Annotated in this window: 16 protein-coding genes; 11 read left to right on the top strand and 5 right to left on the bottom strand. The window is 69.1% G+C overall.

Annotated elements, in window-relative coordinates:
- The first annotated feature begins 28 nt into the window (after positions 1-28).
- Positions 29-3,142 carry an efflux RND transporter permease subunit gene (locus tag ACIPPM_RS08985; protein WP_401444888.1) on the top strand — a complete coding sequence of 1,038 codons (3,114 nt, stop codon included), beginning with the start codon at positions 29-31 and terminating at the stop codon, positions 3,140-3,142.
- Positions 3,143-3,216: 74 nt separating this feature from the next.
- Here ACIPPM_RS08985 and nadA read toward each other — a convergent pair whose 3' ends face one another.
- Positions 3,217-4,401 (bottom strand): quinolinate synthase NadA, encoded by a 1,185-nt coding sequence (nadA, locus tag ACIPPM_RS08980; RefSeq protein WP_401444885.1) that lies wholly within the window; start codon positions 4,399-4,401, stop codon positions 3,217-3,219.
- Positions 4,402-4,663: 262 nt separating this feature from the next.
- Here nadA and erpA point away from each other — a divergent pair, with 262 nt between their 5' ends.
- On the top strand, positions 4,664-5,020 hold the full coding sequence (erpA, locus tag ACIPPM_RS08975) for an iron-sulfur cluster insertion protein ErpA (protein WP_031179888.1): 357 nt from the start codon (positions 4,664-4,666) through the stop codon (positions 5,018-5,020).
- 79 nt (positions 5,021-5,099) lie between these two features.
- Here the strand turns inward: erpA and ACIPPM_RS08970 are convergent, their stop codons facing one another.
- A complete protein-coding gene (locus tag ACIPPM_RS08970) occupies positions 5,100-6,833 on the bottom strand; it encodes a hypothetical protein (protein ID WP_401444882.1) in 1,734 nt (577 codons plus the stop codon).
- Between the two features lie 135 nt (positions 6,834-6,968).
- Positions 6,969-7,163 carry a hypothetical protein gene (locus ACIPPM_RS08965; protein WP_401444878.1) on the bottom strand — a complete coding sequence of 65 codons (195 nt, stop codon included), beginning with the start codon at positions 7,161-7,163 and terminating at the stop codon, positions 6,969-6,971.
- Between the two features lie 131 nt (positions 7,164-7,294).
- Here ACIPPM_RS08965 and ACIPPM_RS08960 point away from each other — a divergent pair, with 131 nt between their 5' ends.
- On the top strand, positions 7,295-8,269 hold the full coding sequence (locus tag ACIPPM_RS08960; RefSeq protein ID WP_401444875.1) for a carbohydrate kinase family protein: 975 nt from the start codon (positions 7,295-7,297) through the stop codon (positions 8,267-8,269).
- Positions 8,270-8,384: 115 nt separating this feature from the next.
- On the opposite strand, the gene ACIPPM_RS08955 is transcribed toward ACIPPM_RS08960, so the two are convergent.
- Positions 8,385-9,761: a cysteine desulfurase/sulfurtransferase TusA family protein gene (locus ACIPPM_RS08955; protein WP_401444873.1), complete on the bottom strand. Its 1,377-nt coding sequence runs from the start codon at positions 9,759-9,761 to the stop codon at positions 8,385-8,387.
- Between the two features lie 300 nt (positions 9,762-10,061).
- Between ACIPPM_RS08955 and coxB the strand changes: the two genes are divergently transcribed.
- The 4 genes from coxB (at position 10,062) to ACIPPM_RS08935 (ending at position 14,574) form a co-directional block, all read left to right on the top strand.
- Positions 10,062-11,054 carry a cytochrome c oxidase subunit II gene (gene coxB, locus ACIPPM_RS08950; protein WP_401444871.1) on the top strand — a complete coding sequence of 331 codons (993 nt, stop codon included), beginning with the start codon at positions 10,062-10,064 and terminating at the stop codon, positions 11,052-11,054.
- Positions 11,051-12,784, top strand: a complete 1,734-nt coding sequence (gene ctaD, locus ACIPPM_RS08945; RefSeq protein WP_401444869.1) for a cytochrome c oxidase subunit I — start codon at positions 11,051-11,053, stop codon at positions 12,782-12,784. Before coxB ends, ctaD begins: the two co-directional genes overlap by 4 nt.
- Positions 12,781-13,179, top strand: a complete 399-nt coding sequence (locus ACIPPM_RS08940; RefSeq protein ID WP_388992575.1) for a cytochrome c oxidase subunit 4 — start codon at positions 12,781-12,783, stop codon at positions 13,177-13,179. Before ctaD ends, ACIPPM_RS08940 begins: the two co-directional genes overlap by 4 nt.
- Positions 13,180-13,311: 132 nt before the next feature.
- Complete coding sequence (locus tag ACIPPM_RS08935) at positions 13,312-14,574, top strand: Ig-like domain-containing protein (protein WP_401444867.1); 1,263 nt, start codon at positions 13,312-13,314, stop codon at positions 14,572-14,574.
- A gap of 53 nt (positions 14,575-14,627) precedes the next feature.
- On the opposite strand, the gene ACIPPM_RS08930 is transcribed toward ACIPPM_RS08935, so the two are convergent.
- Entirely contained in the window at positions 14,628-15,029 is a 402-nt protein-coding gene (locus ACIPPM_RS08930) for a hypothetical protein (RefSeq protein ID WP_393597043.1), read from the bottom strand.
- A 145-nt stretch (positions 15,030-15,174) separates the two neighbouring features.
- On the opposite strand from ACIPPM_RS08930, the gene ACIPPM_RS08925 reads away from it, so the two are divergent.
- The 4 genes from ACIPPM_RS08925 to ACIPPM_RS08910 all read left to right on the top strand — a co-directional run bounded on the left by ACIPPM_RS08925 (position 15,175) and on the right by ACIPPM_RS08910 (position 19,359).
- Positions 15,175-15,795 (top strand): heme-copper oxidase subunit III, encoded by a 621-nt coding sequence (locus ACIPPM_RS08925; protein ID WP_401444865.1) that lies wholly within the window; start codon positions 15,175-15,177, stop codon positions 15,793-15,795.
- A 62-nt stretch (positions 15,796-15,857) separates the two neighbouring features.
- Entirely contained in the window at positions 15,858-16,670 is an 813-nt protein-coding gene (locus ACIPPM_RS08920) for a c-type cytochrome (RefSeq protein WP_401444862.1), read from the top strand.
- Positions 16,667-17,725, top strand: a complete 1,059-nt coding sequence (locus ACIPPM_RS08915; protein WP_401444860.1) for a Rieske 2Fe-2S domain-containing protein — start codon at positions 16,667-16,669, stop codon at positions 17,723-17,725. The genes ACIPPM_RS08920 and ACIPPM_RS08915 overlap by 4 nt, the downstream gene beginning before the upstream one ends.
- Positions 17,722-19,359 (top strand): cytochrome bc complex cytochrome b subunit, encoded by a 1,638-nt coding sequence (locus ACIPPM_RS08910; protein WP_401444858.1) that lies wholly within the window; start codon positions 17,722-17,724, stop codon positions 19,357-19,359. The genes ACIPPM_RS08915 and ACIPPM_RS08910 overlap by 4 nt, the downstream gene beginning before the upstream one ends.
- The last annotated feature ends 10 nt before the right edge of the window (positions 19,360-19,369 follow it).

Raw genomic sequence — 19,369 nt, 5'->3', positions numbered from 1 at the left:
GCCGCTCACAGAAGAGAGACCCTGTCCCATGTCCTGGCTGTCCCGGTTCAGCCTCGCGCAACGGGCCCTGATCGGCCTGATGTCGCTCATCGCGCTGGTCTTCGGCCTGATCGCGATACCCCAGATCAAGCAGCAACTCCTGCCCACCATCGACCTGCCCATGGTCTCGGTGATCGCCCCCTACCAGGGCGCCTCGCCCGACGTGGTGGAGAAGCAGGTCGTCGAGCCCATCGAGGACAGCCTCCAGGGCGTGGACGGCGTCACCGGTGTCACCTCCACCGCCAGCGAGGGCAACGCCGTGATCATGGCGTCCTTCGACTACGGCAACGACACCAAGCGGCTCGTCACCGACGTCCAGCAGGCCGTCAACCGGGCCCGCGCCCAGCTCCCCGACACCGTCGACCCCCAGGTCGTCTCCGGCTCCACCGACGACATGCCGACCGTGGTGCTCGCCGCGTCCTCCGGCACCGACCAGCAGGCGCTGGCCGACAAGCTGGACCGCTCGGTCGTCCCCGCGCTGAAGAACATCGACGGCGTCGGCCGGGTCCAGGTCACCGGCGTACGCGACCTCCAGGTCGCCGTCACCCCCGACGACGCCAAGCTCGCCAAGGCGGGTCTCAGCCCGGCCGCGCTCATCCCGGCGCTGCAGGCGGGCGGCGCGTCCGTCCCGGCGGGCTCCTTCGACGAGAACGGCGCCAACCGCACCGTGCAGGTCGGCGGCGGCTTCACCTCGCTGGACCAGATCAAGGACCTGCGCGTCGCGGGCCAGGGCGGGGGCAAGCCCGTACGCCTCGGTGACGTGGCCACCGTCGCCGAGCGGCCCGCCCCGGCCGACTCGCTGACCCGCACCGACGGCAAGCCCAGCCTCGCCGTCAACGTCACCATGGACCACGACGGCAGCGCCGTCGCCATCTCCGACGCGGTCAAGGACCAGCTCCCGAAGCTCCGGGCCGACCTCGGCAAGGACGCCAAGCTCACGGTCGTCAGCGACCAGGGTCCCGAGGTGTCCAAGGCCATCGACGGCCTGACCACCGAGGGCGCGCTCGGCCTGCTCTTCGCCGTGCTGATCATCCTGGTCTTCCTGGCCTCCATCCGCTCCACGCTGGTCACCGCGGTCTCCATCCCGCTCTCCGTGGTGCTGGCGCTGCTGGTGCTGTGGACCCGCGGTCTTTCGCTGAACATGCTCACGCTGGGCGCGCTGACCATCGCCATCGGCCGGGTCGTGGACGACTCGATCGTGGTGCTGGAGAACATCAAGCGGCACCTCGGCTACGGCGAGGAGCGCAAGGAGGCCATCCTCGGCGCCGTCCGCGAGGTCGCCGGAGCGGTCACCTCCTCCACCCTCACCACGGTCGCCGTCTTCCTGCCGATCGGCCTGGTCGGCGGCATGGTGGGCGCCCTGTTCGGCTCGTTCAGCATCACCGTGACGGCCGCCCTGCTGGCCTCGCTGCTGGTGTCGCTGACCGTGGTGCCGGTGCTGTCGTACTGGTTCCTGCGCGCCCCCAAGGGCACCCCCGAGGACGCCGAGGAGGCCCGCCGCCGGGCGGAGGAGAAGGAGGCGAACAGCCGGCTCCAGCGCCTCTACGTGCCCGTACTGCGGTTCGCCACCCGGCGCCGGGTGGTCAGCCTGCTGATCGCGGTCGTCGTGCTGTTCGGCACCTTCGGCATGGCCGGGCTGCTGAAGACCAACTTCTTCGACCAGGGCGAGCAGCAGGTCCTCACCGTCAAGCAGAAGCTCAAGCCCGGCACCAGCCTCGCCGCGACCGACGCGCAGGCCAAGCGGGTGGAGACGCTGCTCGGCGGGATCGACGGCATCAAGGACTACCAGGTCACCGTCGGCTCCTCCGGTTTCATGGCCGCCTTCGGCGGCGGCACCGACACCAACCAGGCGTCGTACCAGATCATGCTGAAGGACTCCGGCTCCGCCGCCGACGTGCAGCGGAAGCTGGAGGACGGGCTGAAGAAGCTGGACGGCGCGGGGACGACCACCGTCTCGGCGGGCGCGGCCTTCGGCAACCAGGACCTCAGCGTCGTGGTCAAGGCCGCCGACCCCGCGACCCTGCGCACGGCGGCCGACAAGGTCCGCTCCACCGTGGCCGGGCTCGACGACGTCACCGACGTCACCAGCGACCTCGCGCAGAGCGTGCCGCGCATCTCGGTGCGGGCGAACGACAAGGCGGCCGCGGCCGGGTTCGACGACCAGAAGCTCGGCGCGGCGGTCGCGCAGGCCGTGCGCGGTGTCCCGGCGGGCAAGGCCGTCCTCGACGACACCGAGCGCGACGTCGTCGTACGCTCCGCCCACCCGGCCGCCACCCTGGCCCAGCTGAGGGACCTGCGGCTCGGCGCGGTGAAGCTCGGTGACATCGCCACCGTGAAGCTGGTCGACGGGCCGGTGTCGATGACCCGGATCGACGGGCGGCGCGCCGCCACCGTCACCGCCAAGCCGACCGGTGACAACACCGGCGCGGTCAGCGCCCAGCTCCAGACGAAGATCAAGGCCCTGAAGCTCCCGGCGGGCGCCACGGCCGAGATCGGCGGAGTCTCCTCCGACCAGGACGACGCCTTCAAGAACCTGGGTCTGGCCATGCTGGCGGCCATCGCCATCGTGTTCATGCTGCTGGTGGCGACGTTCCGCTCGCTGGTCCAGCCGCTGATCCTGCTGGTCTCCATCCCGTTCGCCGCGACCGGCGCGATCGGCCTGCTCATCCTCACCGGCACCCCGATGGGCGTCCCGGCGATGATCGGCATGCTGATGCTCATCGGCATCGTGGTGACCAACGCGATCGTGCTGATCGACCTGGTCAACCAGTACCGCTCCCAGGGGTACGGGGTCGTCGAGGCCGTGGTGGAAGGCGGCCGCCACCGGCTCCGCCCGATCCTCATGACCGCCCTCGCGACGATCTTCGCCCTCCTCCCGATGGCCCTCGGCGTCACCGGCGAGGGCGGCTTCATCGCCCAGCCCCTGGCGGTCGTGGTGATCGGCGGCCTGATCACCTCCACCCTCCTCACCCTCCTCCTGGTCCCCACGCTCTACGCGATGGTGGAACTCCGCAAGGAACGCCGAGCGGCGAAGAAGGCGGCGAAGCGGGCCCCGGAGCCGGAGCCGAGCAACTCGGACGAGCCGGAGACGGCCGGAGTCTGATCCGCACCACATAGGCGGAGGCCCGTCGAACACCGCGAAGGTGTTCGACGGGCCTCCGCCGTCCATGGGTCCCGCTACGGCAGTGCGAGCATCCGCTCCAGGGCCAGCTTGGCGAATGCCTCCGTCTCGCGGTCCACCTCGATGCGGTTGACGAGGGTGCCCTCGGCCAGGGACTCCAGGGCCCAGACCAGGTGGGGGAGGTCGATACGGTTCATGGTGGAGCAGAAGCAGACCGTCTTGTCGAGGAAGACGATCTCCTTGCCCTCGGGGGCGAACCGGTTCGCCAGCCGCCGAACGAGGTTCAGCTCGGTGCCGATGGCCCACTTGGAGCCCGCCGGGGCCGACTCCAGCGTCTTGATGATGTACTCCGTCGAGCCGACGTAGTCCGCCGCGGCCACGACCTCGTGGCGGCACTCGGGGTGCACCAGGACGTTGACGCCGGGGACCCGCTCGCGCACGTCCTCGACCGACTCCAGGCTGAAGCGCCCGTGCACCGAGCAGTGCCCGCGCCACAGGATCATCTTCGCGTCCCGCAGCTGCTCGGCGGTGAGTCCGCCGTTCGGCTTGTGCGGGTTGTACAGGACGCAGTCCTCCAGGGACATGCCCATGTCGCGGACGGCGGTGTTGCGGCCGAGGTGCTGGTCGGGCAGGAACAGCACCTTCTCGCCCTGCTGGAAGGCCCACTCGAGGGCCCGCTCGGCGTTGGAGGAGGTGCAGATGGTGCCGCCGTGCTTGCCGGTGAACGCCTTGATGTCGGCGGAGGAGTTCATGTACGACACCGGCACGACCTGCTCGGCGACGCCCGCCTCGGTCAGCACGTCCCAGCACTCCGCGACCTGCTCGGCCGTGGCCATGTCGGCCATCGAGCAGCCCGCCGCGAGGTCCGGCAGCACGACCTTCTGGTCGTCGGTGGTGAGGATGTCGGCCGACTCGGCCATGAAGTGCACACCGCAGAACACGATGTACTCGGCCTCCGGGCGCGCGGCCGCGTCACGGGCCAGCTTGAACGAGTCGCCCGTGACGTCCGCGAACTGGATGACCTCGTCCCGCTGATAGTGGTGGCCGAGGACGAAGACCTTGTTCCCGAGTTTCTCCTTGGCCGCGCGGGCACGCGCCACCAGGTCCGGGTCGGAGGGCGAGGGCAGATCGCCGGGGCATTCGACGCCCCGCTCGCTCCTCGGGTCGGCCCCGCGGCCGAGCAGCAGCAGGGCGAGCGGAGACGGCTGTACGTCGAGCTGCGGGGTCTGGGCGGTGGTCACGGCACCTACCCTTTCTACTTTTCGTCTAACTGACGCTATCTATCATAGCCGCTTCATGTCACTTTGACGATGGCGATTGCGTCCATGTGACGTGAATCCCGGCCTCTCGGGCACCGGCCCGCTGCCCCCGCTCCCGCCCGTGTGCGAGCATGAAGAGAGAGCGAAACGCGGCCAGACGGTCCGCCCGGCCCGGAATGAATCGGTCGGCGTGCCGGTTGCACTGGTCGGAAAGCAGTCTCCGTACAACTTGGGAGAGATGTAGATGTCCGTATCGGACGAGACCAGCACCGTCACCGACGGCATCATCGTGACCGACGCCGCCGCGTCCAAGGTCAAGGCGCTGCTCGACCAGGAGGGCCGGGACGACCTCGCCCTGCGCGTCGCCGTCCAGCCCGGCGGCTGCTCCGGTCTGCGCTACCAGCTCTTCTTCGACGAGCGCTCGCTCGACGGCGACGTCGTGAAGGACTTCGACGGCGTCAAGGTCGTCACGGACCGCATGAGCGCCCCGTACCTGGGCGGCGCCACCATCGACTTCGTGGACACGATCGAGAAGCAGGGCTTCACGATCGACAACCCGAACGCGACGGGCTCCTGCGCCTGCGGCGACTCCTTCAGCTAAACACCGGCCCCACAGCCGCGACGCGACGGCGGCGGCCCCTCCTGGTGAGGGGCCGCCGCCGTCGTCGTGTGCGGAGGTGTCAGCGGGGGAGCAGGCTCTGCTCCGCCTTCGGCACCCGGTCACCGTCGGTGCCGACCACCGCGCGGTCCCCGAGGGGGGCGTCCAGCGAGACGGTCCGGGCGTACTCCTTGCCCATGGCGACGCAGTTGCCCGGCCGGGACTTCGAGGTGACCGTGACCGTCACCCGGTCCGCGCTCTCCCGCGCCGACGCGCCGTAGTCGGCGCACACCCCGCCCATGAAGCGCACGGTCAGCTTCCGGCCCTCGGCGCGGTAACCCGCGACCGTCACCCCACGCTCCTTCGGCGCCTCGGTGGCGGGGGAGGCGAGGTACTTCGGATCGACCGCCGGGTGCGCCACCGTGAAGCCGCCGCGCGCCGCCGAGCCGCGCACCTCGAACAGCCAGGACGGCACCAGGGCCTGGCGGCCGTCCACCGACTGCGCGGCCAGCCCGAACACCGCCTTCTCGACCGTCACCGAGTTCGCCTTCGGGGCGCCGGGGGAGCCGGTGGACGCACCGCACGGCTGCTCGAAACGGTCCTTCAGCGGCACCGGGCTCCCACATCCGCCGATGCCCATCCGGTGCCCTTCGGTGGGCCGCTTGTTCATCAGCTTCACCGTGTCGGCCGCGCTCAGCACCGGGTACGTGTCGCCCTTCGCGGTACGCGCCAGCATCCCGTGCCCGCCGACGATGTCGCCCTTCTCGTCCACGGTCAGGCCGGTCGTCCAGCCGTAGGTGGGCAGGCCGCCCACCACCGGGTCGGCGTTCACCACCCGCCGTCCGCCCATCACCTGGCTCGCGTCGACCTTCGCGTCGTCCTGCCCGAGCGCCTTCAGCACCGGACGCGCCACCCGCTCCGCCGCCGCGGCATCGACCGGCTGGTCCGCCGGGGCGACCGGGTCCTGCGAACAGACGGTGATCTTGCGGCAGTTGTCGGTCCCGGCCGCGTACCGGCTGTACGACCAGTCGCCCCCGGCCCCGACCACCCGCAGCGCCGGACCGCCCTCACGCTCTCCGACCAGCCATCCGTCACCGTCGGCCACGGGCGCGCCGTCGATCCCCAGCGCCTCGGCCAGCCGGGCCACGGCGTCCTTGCCGACCTTGCCCTCCGTCACCTGGACGGGCGCGGAACGGGGTCCGTCCGGCAGCTCCCCCCCGACGACGTAATGGACGCCGCCATTCGGGTCGGGCTCGCCGACCGCGATCCCCGCACCCCCGGCCCCCGGCCCACCGTCCAGCGCGAGCGGCGGGGGAGCGCCCGTACTCCCGGCCCCGGCCTGCTTCCCCCCGGCCCCGGCGGCCAGCCAGGCACCCCCACCTCCGACCAGCAGCACGGCGGCGGCTACGGAGGCGACGATCACAGCGGTACGGGGCCGCCCGGCGGGGGCTTCGGGGGTGTCCTGACCGGGTTCGACTACGGGAGTGCCCCCACCTGCGGCACCCGGGGCCGCCGTGGCGTCCGGCGCCTCGGCGGCTACCGGGGTCTCTACGTCTTTCCGGGGCGCCGAGGGCTGGGCAGCCTTCGGGGCGTCTGCGGCTACCGGGGTCTCGTCGGCGCTCGGAGTCTCGTCGGCCTCGGGGGCCTTCGCCGCCACCGAGGGCTCCTCGGCCCCCGGCGTCCCCGTGACCTCCGGTGCCTCCCCGGTGTCCGGAGTCTCCGTAGCCCCCCGGGCCTCCACGTCCCCCTGGGTTTCCGAGGCCGCCGCGGGCTTCGCCCCCGGCCGGTCCGAGTTCTCGGGTCGCTCCTTGGTCACCGCATCGCTCCTCGCTGATCGTGCCCCGCGTCTCCCGCGCGGGGGACGGCGATGGGACGTGCGAGGGGGGCGCGCGGTTCCAACCAGTGCGCCCTGAACCGGTGGAGGGAGCCCGCCGGGCCGCCGGAGGCAGCCTCAGTCGCCGTAGTCGGACATCGCGTCCACCAGCCGAGCGGAGCGACTCGGCACCCGTACCCCGTGGATCAGCGAGGGCGGCACCGGGCGGGTGCCCGCGTGCTCGGGCGGAGCCCAGTGCGGGGCCATGCGGGCGCAGTCGCCGCGCAGCGAGGGGAGGTCCACTTCGAGGTCGTCGACCCTGAGGTTCGTCATGAGCGCACCGTAGGCACGGTGGAGCCGGTCAAGAAAGATCTACTATCGGGTAGTTTTCCCCGCTTCAGCGGGTGCCCGATTACGGGTAGCGTGAACTGTCAGCTCCCCCTCCCGCCAGGAGAACGCCTGCCGTGCGCATCGCAGTCACCGGCTCCATCGCCACCGACCACCTCATGACCTTCCCCGGCCGCTTCGCCGACCAGTTCGTCGCGGACCAGCTGCACACGGTCTCGCTCTCCTTCCTCGTCGACAACCTCGACGTACGCCGGGGTGGCGTGGGCGCCAACATCGCCTTCGGCATGGGCCAGCTCGGCACCGGCCCGATCCTCGTCGGCGCCGCGGGCTTCGACTTCGATGAGTACCGCGCCTGGCTGGAGCGCCACGGCGTGGACACCGAGTCGGTCCGTATCTCCGAGACCCTGCACACCGCCCGCTTCGTGTGCACCACGGACTCCGACCACAACCAGATCGGCTCCTTCTACACCGGCGCCATGAGCGAGGCCCGGCTGATCGAGCTGAAGACGGTCGCGGACCGCGTCGGCGGCCTGGACCTGGTCCTCATCGGCGCCGACGACCCGGAGGGCATGCTCCGCCACACCGAGGAGTGCCGCTCCCGTTCCATCCCCTTCGCCGCGGACTTCTCCCAGCAGATCGCCCGCATGGAGGGCGAGGAGATCCGGATACTGCTGGACGGCGCCACGTACCTGTTCTCCAACGAGTACGAGAAGGGCCTCATCGAGTCCAAGACCGGCTGGAGCGACGAGCAGATCCTCGCGAAGGTCGGGCACCGGGTGACCACGCTCGGCTCGCGCGGTGTGCGCATCGAGCGGGTCGGCGAGGACCCGATCGAGGTCGGCTGCCCGGACGAGGAGCGCAAGGCCGACCCCACGGGTGTCGGCGACGCCTTCCGCGCCGGGTTCCTCTCCGGGCTCGCCTGGGGCGTCTCCCTGGAGCGCGCGGCGCAGGTCGGCTGCATGCTGGCGACGCTCGTCATCGAGACGGTGGGTACGCAGGAGTACCGGCTCCGTCGCGCGCACTTCATGGACCGGTTCGCCAAGGCGTACGGGGATGATGCGGCCGCTGAGGTTCGTGAATACCTGAGCTGAGTTTTGCCTTGACGGGTCCGTGGTTCGCTGCGGGCCCGTCGTGGCTTGTCGCGCCCACGCGGCGGAGCCGCAAATCCAATACAGCCCCGCGCCCCTGATCAGCTCGACCCCCTGATCAGCTCAGCCGGCGGACGATGTACGCCGCTCCCCGCTCCGCCTCCTCCTCGCCCACGTACTCCTGGCCCCGCATCTCGCACCACGCCGGGATGTCCAGGCGGGCCGCCTCGTCGTCGGACAGGACGCGTACCGTGCCGCCCACCGGGACCTCGCCGAAGACCTTCGCGAGTTCGATCACCGGGACAGGGCAGCGCTTGCCGAGAGAGTCGACGACCACTTCCTCCGCCCGCTTCTCGAATTCCGGCTCCGGAGCCCCGAGCTGCGACCGCACCCCCGCCACCACACCCGGCAGCACCTCCAGGAACCGCTCGACCTCCTCCTCCGCCACGCCCAGCGGCAGCGACACGCGGACGTTGCCCTCGCTCAGCACCCCCATCGCCTTCAGCACATGGCTCGGTGTCAGCGTGCCGCTGGTGCAGGAGGAGCCGGAGGAGACGGAGAAGCCCGCCCGGTCCAGCTCGGACAGCAGCACCTCGCCGTCGACGTAGAGGCAGGAGAAGGTGACGAGGCCCGGCAGCCGCAGCTCCGGATCGCCCACCACCTCCACGTCCGCCACCAGCCGCGGCACCCGCGCCCGGATCTGCCCGGTCAGCGCCCGCAGCCGTACCGCCTCCGCGTCCGCCTCGGCCCGTACCGCCCGCAGCGCGGCCACGGACGCCACGATCGCCGGGATGTTGCCGAAGCCGGAGACGCGCCCCGACTCCCGCTCCTCGCCCGGCCCCTGGGCCGCGAACCGGACCCCCTTGCGCACCACCAGCAGACCAACCCCCGAGGGGCCGCCCCACTTGTGCGCGCTGGCGGTCAGCAGCGACCAGCCCTCCGGGACCGGCCCCCAGGCCAGCGACTGGGCCGCGTCCACCAGCAGCGGCACCCCGGCCGCCCGGCACGCCGCGGCCACTTCGGCCACCGGCTGCACGGTGCCCACCTCGTGGTTGGCCGACTGCAGACACGCCAGCGCGGTGTCCGCCCGCAGCGCCTCCGCGTACGCCGAGGGGTCCACCGCGCCAAGACGGCTGACGCCCACTCGGGTGACAGAACCGCCCCCGGCCTCGAACGCCTCCGCCGAATGGAGGACAGAGGAATGTTCGACCGCTGACACGATCAGGTGACGTCCCACGCGCCGCCGCCCGGCCAGCGCCCCCGCCACGCCGTCGTGCACGGCCCGTGTCCCGGACGACGTGAACACCACCTCGTCCGCCCGGCACCCCACCGCCTCGGCCGCCGCCTCCCGCGCCGCGTCCAGCAGCATCCGCGCCCGCCGCCCCTCCCGGTACAACCGCCCGGGATCGGCCCACCCCTCGTCCAAGGACGCCAACAACGCCTGACGAGCGACAGGATGAAGGGGAGCACCGGAAGCAACATCGAGGTAAGCCACACGGCAACGTTAGAACGAGGGATGTGTGTCCCCACCTCAGGGGCGCGGGGAACTGCGCGACAAGCCACAACGCCGCCGCACAAACCCCCAAACCGATACAACAGCGGCGATTGGCCCCCCACCAACACCCCTCAGAACGACCCGACGACGCGTATGCCCCCCTCCCCGCGAACCGTCGGAGACCGTCGGCTAGGGTTTGGTCCGCATAAACATCCAAACCCCTGCCCGACGCAGGGCGGCGACCGACCAGCGAGAAGGCCGCAGCCGACCGCGCGGGCGAGACTCTCGGGAAGGCGCTACGTGAGTCCCAACGGCTCCGACCTCCCCCTTCGCCCGAAAGGCGTGGGCGGTACCCCCAAGCCGCGGCGCGCGACGCGGCGGAAGCTGCTCCAGGCACTGACCGCAGGCCTGGTCCTTGCGACCGCGACCGGTTGCACATACAAGGACTTCCCTCGCCTTGGCATGCCCACCCCGACCACGGAAGAGGCTCCCCGCATCCTCTCCCTGTGGCAGGGCTCGTGGGCCGCCGCGCTCGTTACCGGCGTGCTGGTGTGGGGCCTGATCCTGTGGAGCGCCATGTTCCACCGGCGCAGCCGCACCAAGGTCGAGGTTCCGCCGCAGACGCGGTACAACATGCCCATCGAGGCGCTGTACACGGTGGTTCCGATCATCATCGTCTCGGTGCTCTTCTACTTCACCGCGCGGGACGAATCGAAGCTTCTCAGCCTGGAGAAGAAGCCGGACGTCACGGTCAACGTGGTCGGCTTCCAGTGGAGCTGGGGCTTCAACTACATCGAGAACGTGCCGGGTTCCCCCGGTGACGCCAAGAAGGACCCGAACCTCGCGGCCATCCCCACGCGGTTCGTGGACCAGTTCCCGGCCAACGCCGGTGGCGTCTACGACGTCGGTACGCCGGGTACGCGGAACCCGCAGACCGGCAACCCCGGCCCGACGCTGTGGCTGCCCAAGGGCAAGACGGTCCGCTTCGTGCTGACCTCGCGTGACGTCATCCACGACTTCTGGGTCGTGCCCTTCCTGATGAAGCAGGACGTCATTCCGGGCCACACCAACGCCTTCCAGGTGACTCCCAACAAGGAGGGCACCTTCATGGGCAAGTGCGCGGAGCTCTGCGGCGTCGACCACTCCCGGATGCTGTTCAACGTGAAGGTCGTCTCCCCCGAGCGGTACGAGCAGCACCTCAAGGACCTCGCCAAGAAGGGGCAGACCGGTTACATTCCCGCCGGCATCGCGCAGACGAGCCACGAGAAGAACCGGGAGACGAACAACCTGTGAGCATCCTCAATGAATCCCAGGGTGCCGGCGCGACCGAGGACTCGAACGACAACGAGTTGTTGATCCGGCGCAAGCAGCCCGGCAACGTCGTGATCAAGTGGCTGACGACCACTGACCACAAGACGATCGGCACGCTGTACCTGGCGACGTCGTTCGCGTTCTTCCTCATCGGTGGCGTGATGGCGCTGCTCATGCGTGCCGAGCTGGCGCGCCCGGGCACGCAGATCATCTCCAACGAGCAGTTCAACCAGGCGTTCACGATGCACGGCACCGTGATGCTGCTGATGTTCGCGACGCCGCTGTTCGCCGGTTTCGCCAACTGGATCATGCCGCTGCAGATCGGCGCGCCCGACGTGGCGTTCCCGCGGCTGAACATGTTCGCCTACTGGCTCTACCTGTTCGGCTCGACCATCGCCGTGGGTGGCTTCCTCACCCCGCAGGGCGCGGCCGACTTCGGCTGGTTCGCGTACTCCCCGCTGTCGGACGCGGTCCGCTCGCCGGGCATCGGCGCCGACATGTGGATCATGGGTCTGGCCTTCTCCGGCTTCGGCACGATCCTCGGCTCGGTCAACTTCATCACCACGATCATCTGCATGCGCGCCCCCGGCATGACGATGTTCCGCATGCCGATCTTCGTGTGGAACGTGCTGCTGACCGGTGTGCTGGTCCTGCTGGCCTTCCCGGTGCTGGCCGCCGCGCTGTTCGCCCTGGAGGCGGACCGCAAGTTCGGTGCCCATGTCTTCGACGCCGCCAATGGCGGGGCCCTGCTATGGCAACACCTCTTCTGGTTCTTCGGCCATCCAGAGGTGTACATCATCGCGCTACCGTTCTTCGGCATCATTTCCGAGATCATCCCGGTGTTCTCGCGCAAGCCGATGTTCGGCTACATGGGTCTCATCGCAGCCACGATCGCCATCGCCGGTCTCTCGGTGACGGTGTGGGCGCACCACATGTACGTCACCGGTGGTGTGTTGCTGCCGTTCTTCTCCTTCATGACGTTCCTCATCGCGGTCCCGACCGGTGTGAAGTTCTTCAACTGGATCGGCACGATGTGGAAGGGCTCACTGTCCTTCGAGACACCGATGCTCTGGACGACCGGCTTCCTGATCACCTTCGTCTTCGGTGGTCTGACCGGTGTCATCCTGGCGTCGCCGCCGATGGACTTCCACGTCTCGGACTCGTACTTCGTGGTGGCGCACTTCCACTACGTGGTGTTCGGCACGGTCGTCTTCGCGATGTTCGCGGGCTTCCACTTCTGGTGGCCCAAGTTCACCGGCAAGATGCTGGACGAACGGCTCGGCAAGATCACCTTCTGGACGCTGTTCATCGGCTTCCACGGCACCTTCCTGGTCCAGCACTGGCTGGGCGCCGAGGGCATGCCGCGCCGGTACGCGGACTACCTGGCGGCCGACGGCTTCACCGCGCTGAACACGGTGTCGACGATCGCCTCGTTCCTGCTCGGCCTGTCGATCCTGCCGTTCCTCTACAACGTGTGGAAGACCGCCAAGTACGGCAAGCCCGTCGAGGTGGACGACCCGTGGGGCTACGGCCGCTCGCTGGAGTGGGCGACGTCCTGCCCGCCGCCGCGGCACAACTTCCTCACCCTGCCGCGCATTCGCAGCGAATCCCCGGCGTTCGACCTGCACCACCCCGAGATCGCCGCGCTCGAGCAGCTTGAGCACGCCGGTCACGGCGCCGTCACCGCGGGCAGCAAGGAGGCCGGCAAGTGAAGATCCAGGGTCGGATGTTCATCTGGCTGAGCGCCTTCGTCCTGATCATGGCCGTCGTGTACGGCGTGTGGTCGAAGGAGCCGGCCGGCACCACGGCGCTCTTCCTGGCCTTCGGCCTGTGCATCATGATCGGCTTCTACCTGGGCTTCACCGCCCGGCGGGTCGACGCGGGCGCACAGGACGACCGGGAGGCCGACGTCGCGGACGGCGCGGGCGAGCTGGGCTTCTTCAGCCCGCACAGCTGGCAGCCGCTGTCCCTGGCGGTCGGCGGTGCGCTGGCCTTCCTCGGTATCGCGGTCGGCTGGTGGCTGCTGTACTTCTCGGCACCCCTCATCGTGATCGGCCTCTTCGGCTGGGTGTTCGAGTACTACCGCGGTGAGAACCGCACCCAGTAACACAGCACGGAACGCGGCGGGAGCCCGGACACTCCATCAGGAGGGTCCGGGCTCTTCCGTTTGCCGCAGTGTCCGTCCCTCATACGGGTTACGTGCCGAGCCAGTGAAGTCTTCATCTCATAACGTGATCATATGAACCACACTGCGCGGACCCGCACTGTCGTCAGCTGCGTCCTGCTGGTGACCGCCCTCGGCGCGGGCGTCACCGGCTGCGGCTCGGACGGCGACGCCCTGTCGGCCGAGCCGTACGACGCGGCGGACCAGATCGTCTTCAACGCGCCCACCGACAAGGCGAAGCAGGCCGATCCGGACAAGCCCCTCGAGGTCACGCTGAAGAGCGGCGAGGGCCGGATCACCGACGTCACCGCCCTGGACTCCACAGGGCGCTATGTGGCGGGCGAACTCGCCGCCGACGGCGGACGCTGGCACAGCACCTCCCCGCTGGCCGCCAACGCCCATTACACGGTCCGCGTGAGCACCGAGGACGACGACGGCGCCCCCGGCCGCAAGGTCCTCAACTTCGACACCACGAAGACGGCGAGCAAGAAGACCCTGGGTGTCACCTTCGGGCCCGAGGCGGGGGAGTACGGCGTCGGCCAGCCCGTCGTCGCCAACCTCGACCAGCCCGTCAAGGACAAGGCGCAGCGGGCCGTGGTGGAGAGCGGGCTGCGGGTGGACTCCGTCCCGGCCGTGCAGGGCGCCTGGTACTGGGTCAGTGACAAGGAACTCCACTACCGGCCCAAGGAGTACTGGCCCGCCCACGCCACCGTCCAGGTGCACAGCAACCTCGACGGGATCAAGATCACCGACCGGCTCCGGGGTGGCAAGAGCAAAGACCTGAAGATCACCATCGGGGACAAGGTCGAGGCCATCACGGACGCCGCCACGCACCAGCTCACGTTCTACAAGAACGGCCAAGTGATCAATACCATCCCGGTCACCACCGGCAAGCCCGGCTTCGAGACCCGCAACGGCGTCAAGGTGGTCCTGGAGAAGCAGTACTTCGTACGGATGCGCGGTACCACCGTCGGCATCGCCGAGGGCAGCTCAGACTCCTACGACCTGCCGGTCTACTACGCCACCCGCGTCACCTGGTCGGGTGAGTACGTGCACGCCGCGCCCTGGTCGGTGGGCTCCCAGGGCTACGCCAACGTCAGCCACGGCTGCACCGGCATGAGCACCGGGAACGCCGAGTGGTTCTTCGACCACGTCCGCGCGGGTGACGTCGTCAAGGTCGTCAACTCGGGCGGCCACGCCATGGAGGACTTCGGCAACGGCTTCGGCGACTGGAACCTGGACTGGAAGAAGTGGGGCACCGGCAGCGCCCTGGCCGGGGTGGCCCAGAACGGGACGGCGCCCAGGGACTCCGTACGCCTGCGCCCCGCCGCCGCATGACGCTCCGGGGCGCGGGAGCCGGAGGGCGCCCCGCGCCCCCTCAGCGGGCCGTTCTAGGCGCTCTGGAGGCGCTTGCGGCGCAGCAGGGCGGCGAGGGACTCGGCGAACTCCATCGGGTCGACCGGCAGCGTCACCGCCGCGTCGGCCCGGCTCCAGGTCGCCAGCCAGGCGTCCTGGGGGCGGCCCATCAGCAGCAACACCGGCGGGCAGTCGAAGACTTCGTCCTTCAGCTGGCGGCACACCCCCATGCCACCCATGGGCACCGCCTCGCCGTCCAGCACGCAGACGTCGATCCCGCCCCGGTCCACCTCGCGCACCACGGCCTCGGGCGTGGCGCACTCCACGAACTCCACCAGCGGGACGTCCGGAGCCGGCCGGCGCCCGGCGGCGAGCCGTACCTGTTCGCGGGTGTTGGAGTCGTCGCTGTACACCAGCACGGTGGCGGTCGGCTGCATGCTTCCTCCGAGACGTCGGCGTCTTGCGGACGGGCTTTTCCGGGCCGGATGTTACTCCCCCCGGCAGCACGTCAACACCGGTACGACAGGCGAAGACACTCCGAACGGCACCCCCGGAGTGAGGGCGAGATAAGCGACCGACATAATGTCGGTCGTGGCGACAGCAACGACAGTAGACACCGGGCACGCGCACCCCTCGGTCAACCGGCCGAACCTCACCAGCGTCGGAACCATCATTTGGCTGAGTTCCGAGCTGATGTTCTTCGCGGCCCTCTTCGCGATGTACTTCACCGCTCGATCGGTGACCGGACTGGATCACTGGAAGGAGATGGCGCACGCGCTCAACGTGCCCTTCTCCGCGACGAACACCACGATCCTGGTGCTCTCCTCCCTGACCTGCCAGCTCGGCGTGTTCGCCGCCGAGCGCGGGGACGTGAAGAAGCTCCGCGGATGGTTCATTCTCACCTTCATCATGGGTGCGATCTTCATCGGCGGACAGATCTTCGAGTACACGGAGCTGGTGAAGAAGGACGGCATCTCGCTGTCCTCCGACGTATACGGCTCCGTGTTCTACCTGACCACCGGCTTCCACGGCCTGCACGTGACGGGCGGCCTCATCGCCTTCCTGCTGGTCCTCGGCCGCACCTACGCGGCGAAGAGGTTCACTCACGAGCAGGCGACCGCCGCCATCGTCGTGTCCTACTACTGGCACTTCGTCGATGTGGTCTGGATCGGCCTCTTCGCCACGATCTACCTGATCAAGTAGCGGGGATTCGTCCCGCACATCCAGAAGCACCGACGCAGAAGATCCTGACACCGGGGTAATCCGTGAAAAAGCTCTCCGCACGACGACGCCATCCGCTGGCGGCGGTCGTCGTCCTACTCCTCGCGCTGGCGGCCACTGGGGGGCTGTACGCCGCGTTCGCGCCCGCGGGCAAGGCGCAGGCCGATGAAACCTCCCAGTCCCTGACCATCAAGGAGGGCCAGAAGCTCTACTCGGTCGGCTGCGCTAGCTGCCACGGCACCGGTGGCCAGGGAACCTCCGACGGCCCGAGCCTGGTCGGGGTCGGCGCCGCCGCGGTCGACTTCCAGGTCGGCACCGGCCGGATGCCCGCCTCCAGCTCGCAGATGGCCCAGATCCCGGCCAAGAAGCCGATCTACACCCAGGCCCAGATCGACCAGCTCGCCGCGTACGTCGCGTCGCTGGGCGCCGGGCCGAGCGTGCCGACGAAGGAGCAGTACTCCAAGGACGGCGCGGACATCGCCATGGGTGGCGAGCTGTTCCGCACCAACTGCGCGCAGTGCCACAACTTCACCGGCAAGGGTGGTGCCCTCACCAAGGGCAAGTACGCCCCGAGCCTCGAGGGCGTCGACCCGAAGCACATCTACGAGGCCATGCAGACGGGCCCGCAGAACATGCCGTCCTTCCCCGACACCACCATGACGGAGAAGAACAAGAAGGACATCATCGCGTACCTGAACGCGGTCAACGGCAGCGAGACCGAGAACCCCGGCGGCCTGGAGCTGGGCGGCCTCGGCCCGGTCAGTGAGGGCCTGTTCGCCTGGATCTTCGGCCTCGGCGCGCTGATCGCGGTCGCCGTCTGGGTCGCCGCTCGGACCGCAAAGGCCAAGAAGTCATGAGTAGCCAAGACATTCCAGAAGAGAACCTGCCCGCCGCGCAGGACCACCCGCACGGCTCGGTGAGCGTCGCGGACGAGGAGACCCCGTTCGCCGATCCGGGGCTCCCGCCGCACGAGCACCGTGCCCAGGACATCGACGAGCGGGCCGCCAAGCGGTCCGAGCGGTCGGTCGCCCTGCTGTTCACGATCTCGATGCTGGCCACCCTCGGCTTCATCGCGTCGTACGTGACCATCCCGCACGACAAGTCGATCTTCGTCTTCCCGATCGGGCACCTCAGCGCGCTGAACTTCGCGCTGGGCCTGACCCTCGGTACGGCGCTGTTCTGCATCGGCGCGGGTGCCGTCCACTGGGCGCGCACCCTGATGTCCGACGTGGAGATGACCGCCGAGCGTCACCCGATCGCGGCCGAGCCGACGGTCCGTGCGCAGGTCTTCGACGACTTCGCCCAGGGTGCCGCCGAGTCGGGGATCGGCCGTCGCAAGCTGATCCGCAACACCATGTTCGGCGCGCTCGCGATGGTGCCGCTCTCCGGTGTCATGCTGCTGCGCGACCTCGGCCCGCTGCCGGGCACCTCCCTGCGCCACACGCTGTGGGCGAAGGGCAAGCTCCTCGTCAACGTCAACACCAACCAGCCGCTGCGTCCCGAGGACGTGGCCGTCGGCTCGCTGACCTTCGCCAAGCCCGAGGGCCTGGAGGAGACGGACGAGGACTTCCAGGACCAGATCGCCAAGGCGGCCCTGATGATCGTCCGGCTCCAGCCGAACGACATCAAGGACAAGCAGGAACTGGCCTGGTCCCACGAGGGCATCGTCGCCTTCTCGAAGATCTGCACCCACGTGGGCTGCCCGATCTCCCTGTACGAGCAGCAGACGCACCACGTCCTGTGCCCGTGCCACCAGTCCACCTTCGACCTCTCCGACGGTGCCCGAGTGATCTTCGGCCCTGCCGGTCACGCCCTGCCGCAGCTTCGCATCGCCGTGAACGACGAGGGTTACCTCGAAGCGCTCGGCGACTTCGCGGAGCCCGTCGGTCCTGCATTCTGGGAGCGCGGATGAGTACTGCGAACAACGACGCGTCCCGCTCACGCGGGAAGGCCCCGGCCGGCGAGCGCGTAGCCGACTGGGCCGACGGCCGGCTGGGGATCTACTCCCTGGCCAAGGCCAACATGCGCAAGGTCTTCCCCGACCACTGGTCGTTCATGCTGGGCGAAGTCTGCATGTACAGCTTCCTCATCATCATCCTGACCGGTGTGTATCTGACGCTGTTCTTCCACCCGTCGATGAACGAGGTGGAGTACCACGGCAGTTACGTCCCGCTCCAGGGACAGCTGATGTCGGAGGCGTTCAACTCGACCCTGCACATCTCCTTCGATGTGCGCGGTGGTCTGCTCATCCGGCAGATCCACCACTGGGCCGCGCTGATCTTCCTCGCCGGCATGTTCGTGCACATGATGCGCGTGTTCTTCACGGGTGCGTTCCGCAAGCCGCGTGAGGTCAACTGGCTGTTCGGCTTCCTGCTGTTCGTCCTCGGCATGTTCACCGGTTTCACCGGTTACTCGCTCCCGGACGACCTGCTCTCCGGCACCGGTGTGCGCTTCACCGAGGGCGCGATCCTGTCCATGCCGATCGTCGGCACGTACATCTCGTTCTTCCTCTTCGGCGGCGAGTTCCCCGGTCACGACTTCGTGGCCCGGTTCTACTCGATCCACATCCTGCTGCTGCCGGGCATCATGCTCGGCCTGATGGTGGCGCACCTGATCCTGGTCTTCTACCACAAGCACACGCAGTTCGCGGGTCCGGGGAAGAAGGAGACCAACGTCGTCGGCATGCCGCTGCTGCCGGTGTACATGGCGAAGGCCGGAGGCTTCTTCTTCCTGGTCTTCGGTGTCATCGCGGCCATCGCGGCGATCGCGCAGATCAACCCGATCTGGGCGATGGGCCCGTACCGGCCCGACCAGGTCTCCACCGGCGCCCAGCCCGACTGGTACATGGGCTTCGCCGAGGGTCTGGTCCGCTACATGCCGGGCTGGGAGATCAACTTCTGGGGCCACACGCTGGTCCTGGGCGTGTTCATCCCGCTGGTCCTGTTCGGTCTCGTGCTGATGGCCATCGCCGTCTACCCGTTCATCGAGTCCTGGGTCACCGGCGACAAGAGCGAGCACCACATCCTGGACCGCCCGCGCAACGCCCCGACGCGTACCGCGTTCGGTGTCGCCTGGGTCACGGTGTACATGATCGGTCTGGTCGGCGGTGGCAACGACCTGTGGGCCACCCACTTCCACCTGTCGATCAACCAGGTCACCTGGTTCGTCCGGATCTTCTTCTTCGCCGGACCGGTGATCGCGTTCATCGTCACCAAGCGGATCTGCCTGGGCCTCCAGCGCCGGGACAAGGACAAGGTGCTGCACGGCCGCGAGACCGGCATCATCAAGCGCCTGCCGCACGGTGAGTTCATCGAGGTGCACGAGCCGCTCAGCCAGGAGCAGCTCCACACCCTGACGGCGCACCACCAGTACGAGCCCGCCGAGATCGGCCCCACGGTCGACGAGAACGGGGTCGAGCGCAAGGTCAAGCCCGCCGAGCGGCTCCGGGTCAAGCTGTCCAACGCCTACTACGGCGAGGACAACCAGATCCCGAAGGCGACCGTCGACGAGTACAAGGAGATCACGAGCGGCCACGGCCACCACTGATCCCCGCGTC

This window comes from Streptomyces sp. NPDC090119, from assembly GCF_044747085.1.
In the GTDB taxonomy this organism is placed as follows: domain Bacteria; phylum Actinomycetota; class Actinomycetes; order Streptomycetales; family Streptomycetaceae; genus Streptomyces.
Note: the sequence above shows the minus strand (reverse complement) of the source record. Positions and strands in the feature narration are given on the sequence as shown.

Coding starts and splice junctions, on each gene's coding strand:
- ACIPPM_RS08985 (WP_401444888.1), top strand. CDS start 29: ATGTCCTGGCTGTCCCGGTTCAGCCTCGCGCAACGGGCCCTGATCGGC.
- erpA (WP_031179888.1), top strand. CDS start 4,664: ATGTCCGTATCGGACGAGACCAGCACCGTCACCGACGGCATCATCGTG.
- ACIPPM_RS08965 (WP_401444878.1), bottom strand. CDS start 7,163: ATGACGAACCTCAGGGTCGACGACCTCGAAGTGGACCTCCCCTCGCTG.
- ACIPPM_RS08935 (WP_401444867.1), top strand. CDS start 13,312: ATGAACCACACTGCGCGGACCCGCACTGTCGTCAGCTGCGTCCTGCTG.
- ACIPPM_RS08930 (WP_393597043.1), bottom strand. CDS start 15,029: ATGCAGCCGACCGCCACCGTGCTGGTGTACAGCGACGACTCCAACACC.
- ACIPPM_RS08925 (WP_401444865.1), top strand. CDS start 15,175: ATGTCGGTCGTGGCGACAGCAACGACAGTAGACACCGGGCACGCGCAC.
- ACIPPM_RS08915 (WP_401444860.1), top strand. CDS start 16,667: ATGAGTAGCCAAGACATTCCAGAAGAGAACCTGCCCGCCGCGCAGGAC.
- ACIPPM_RS08910 (WP_401444858.1), top strand. CDS start 17,722: ATGAGTACTGCGAACAACGACGCGTCCCGCTCACGCGGGAAGGCCCCG.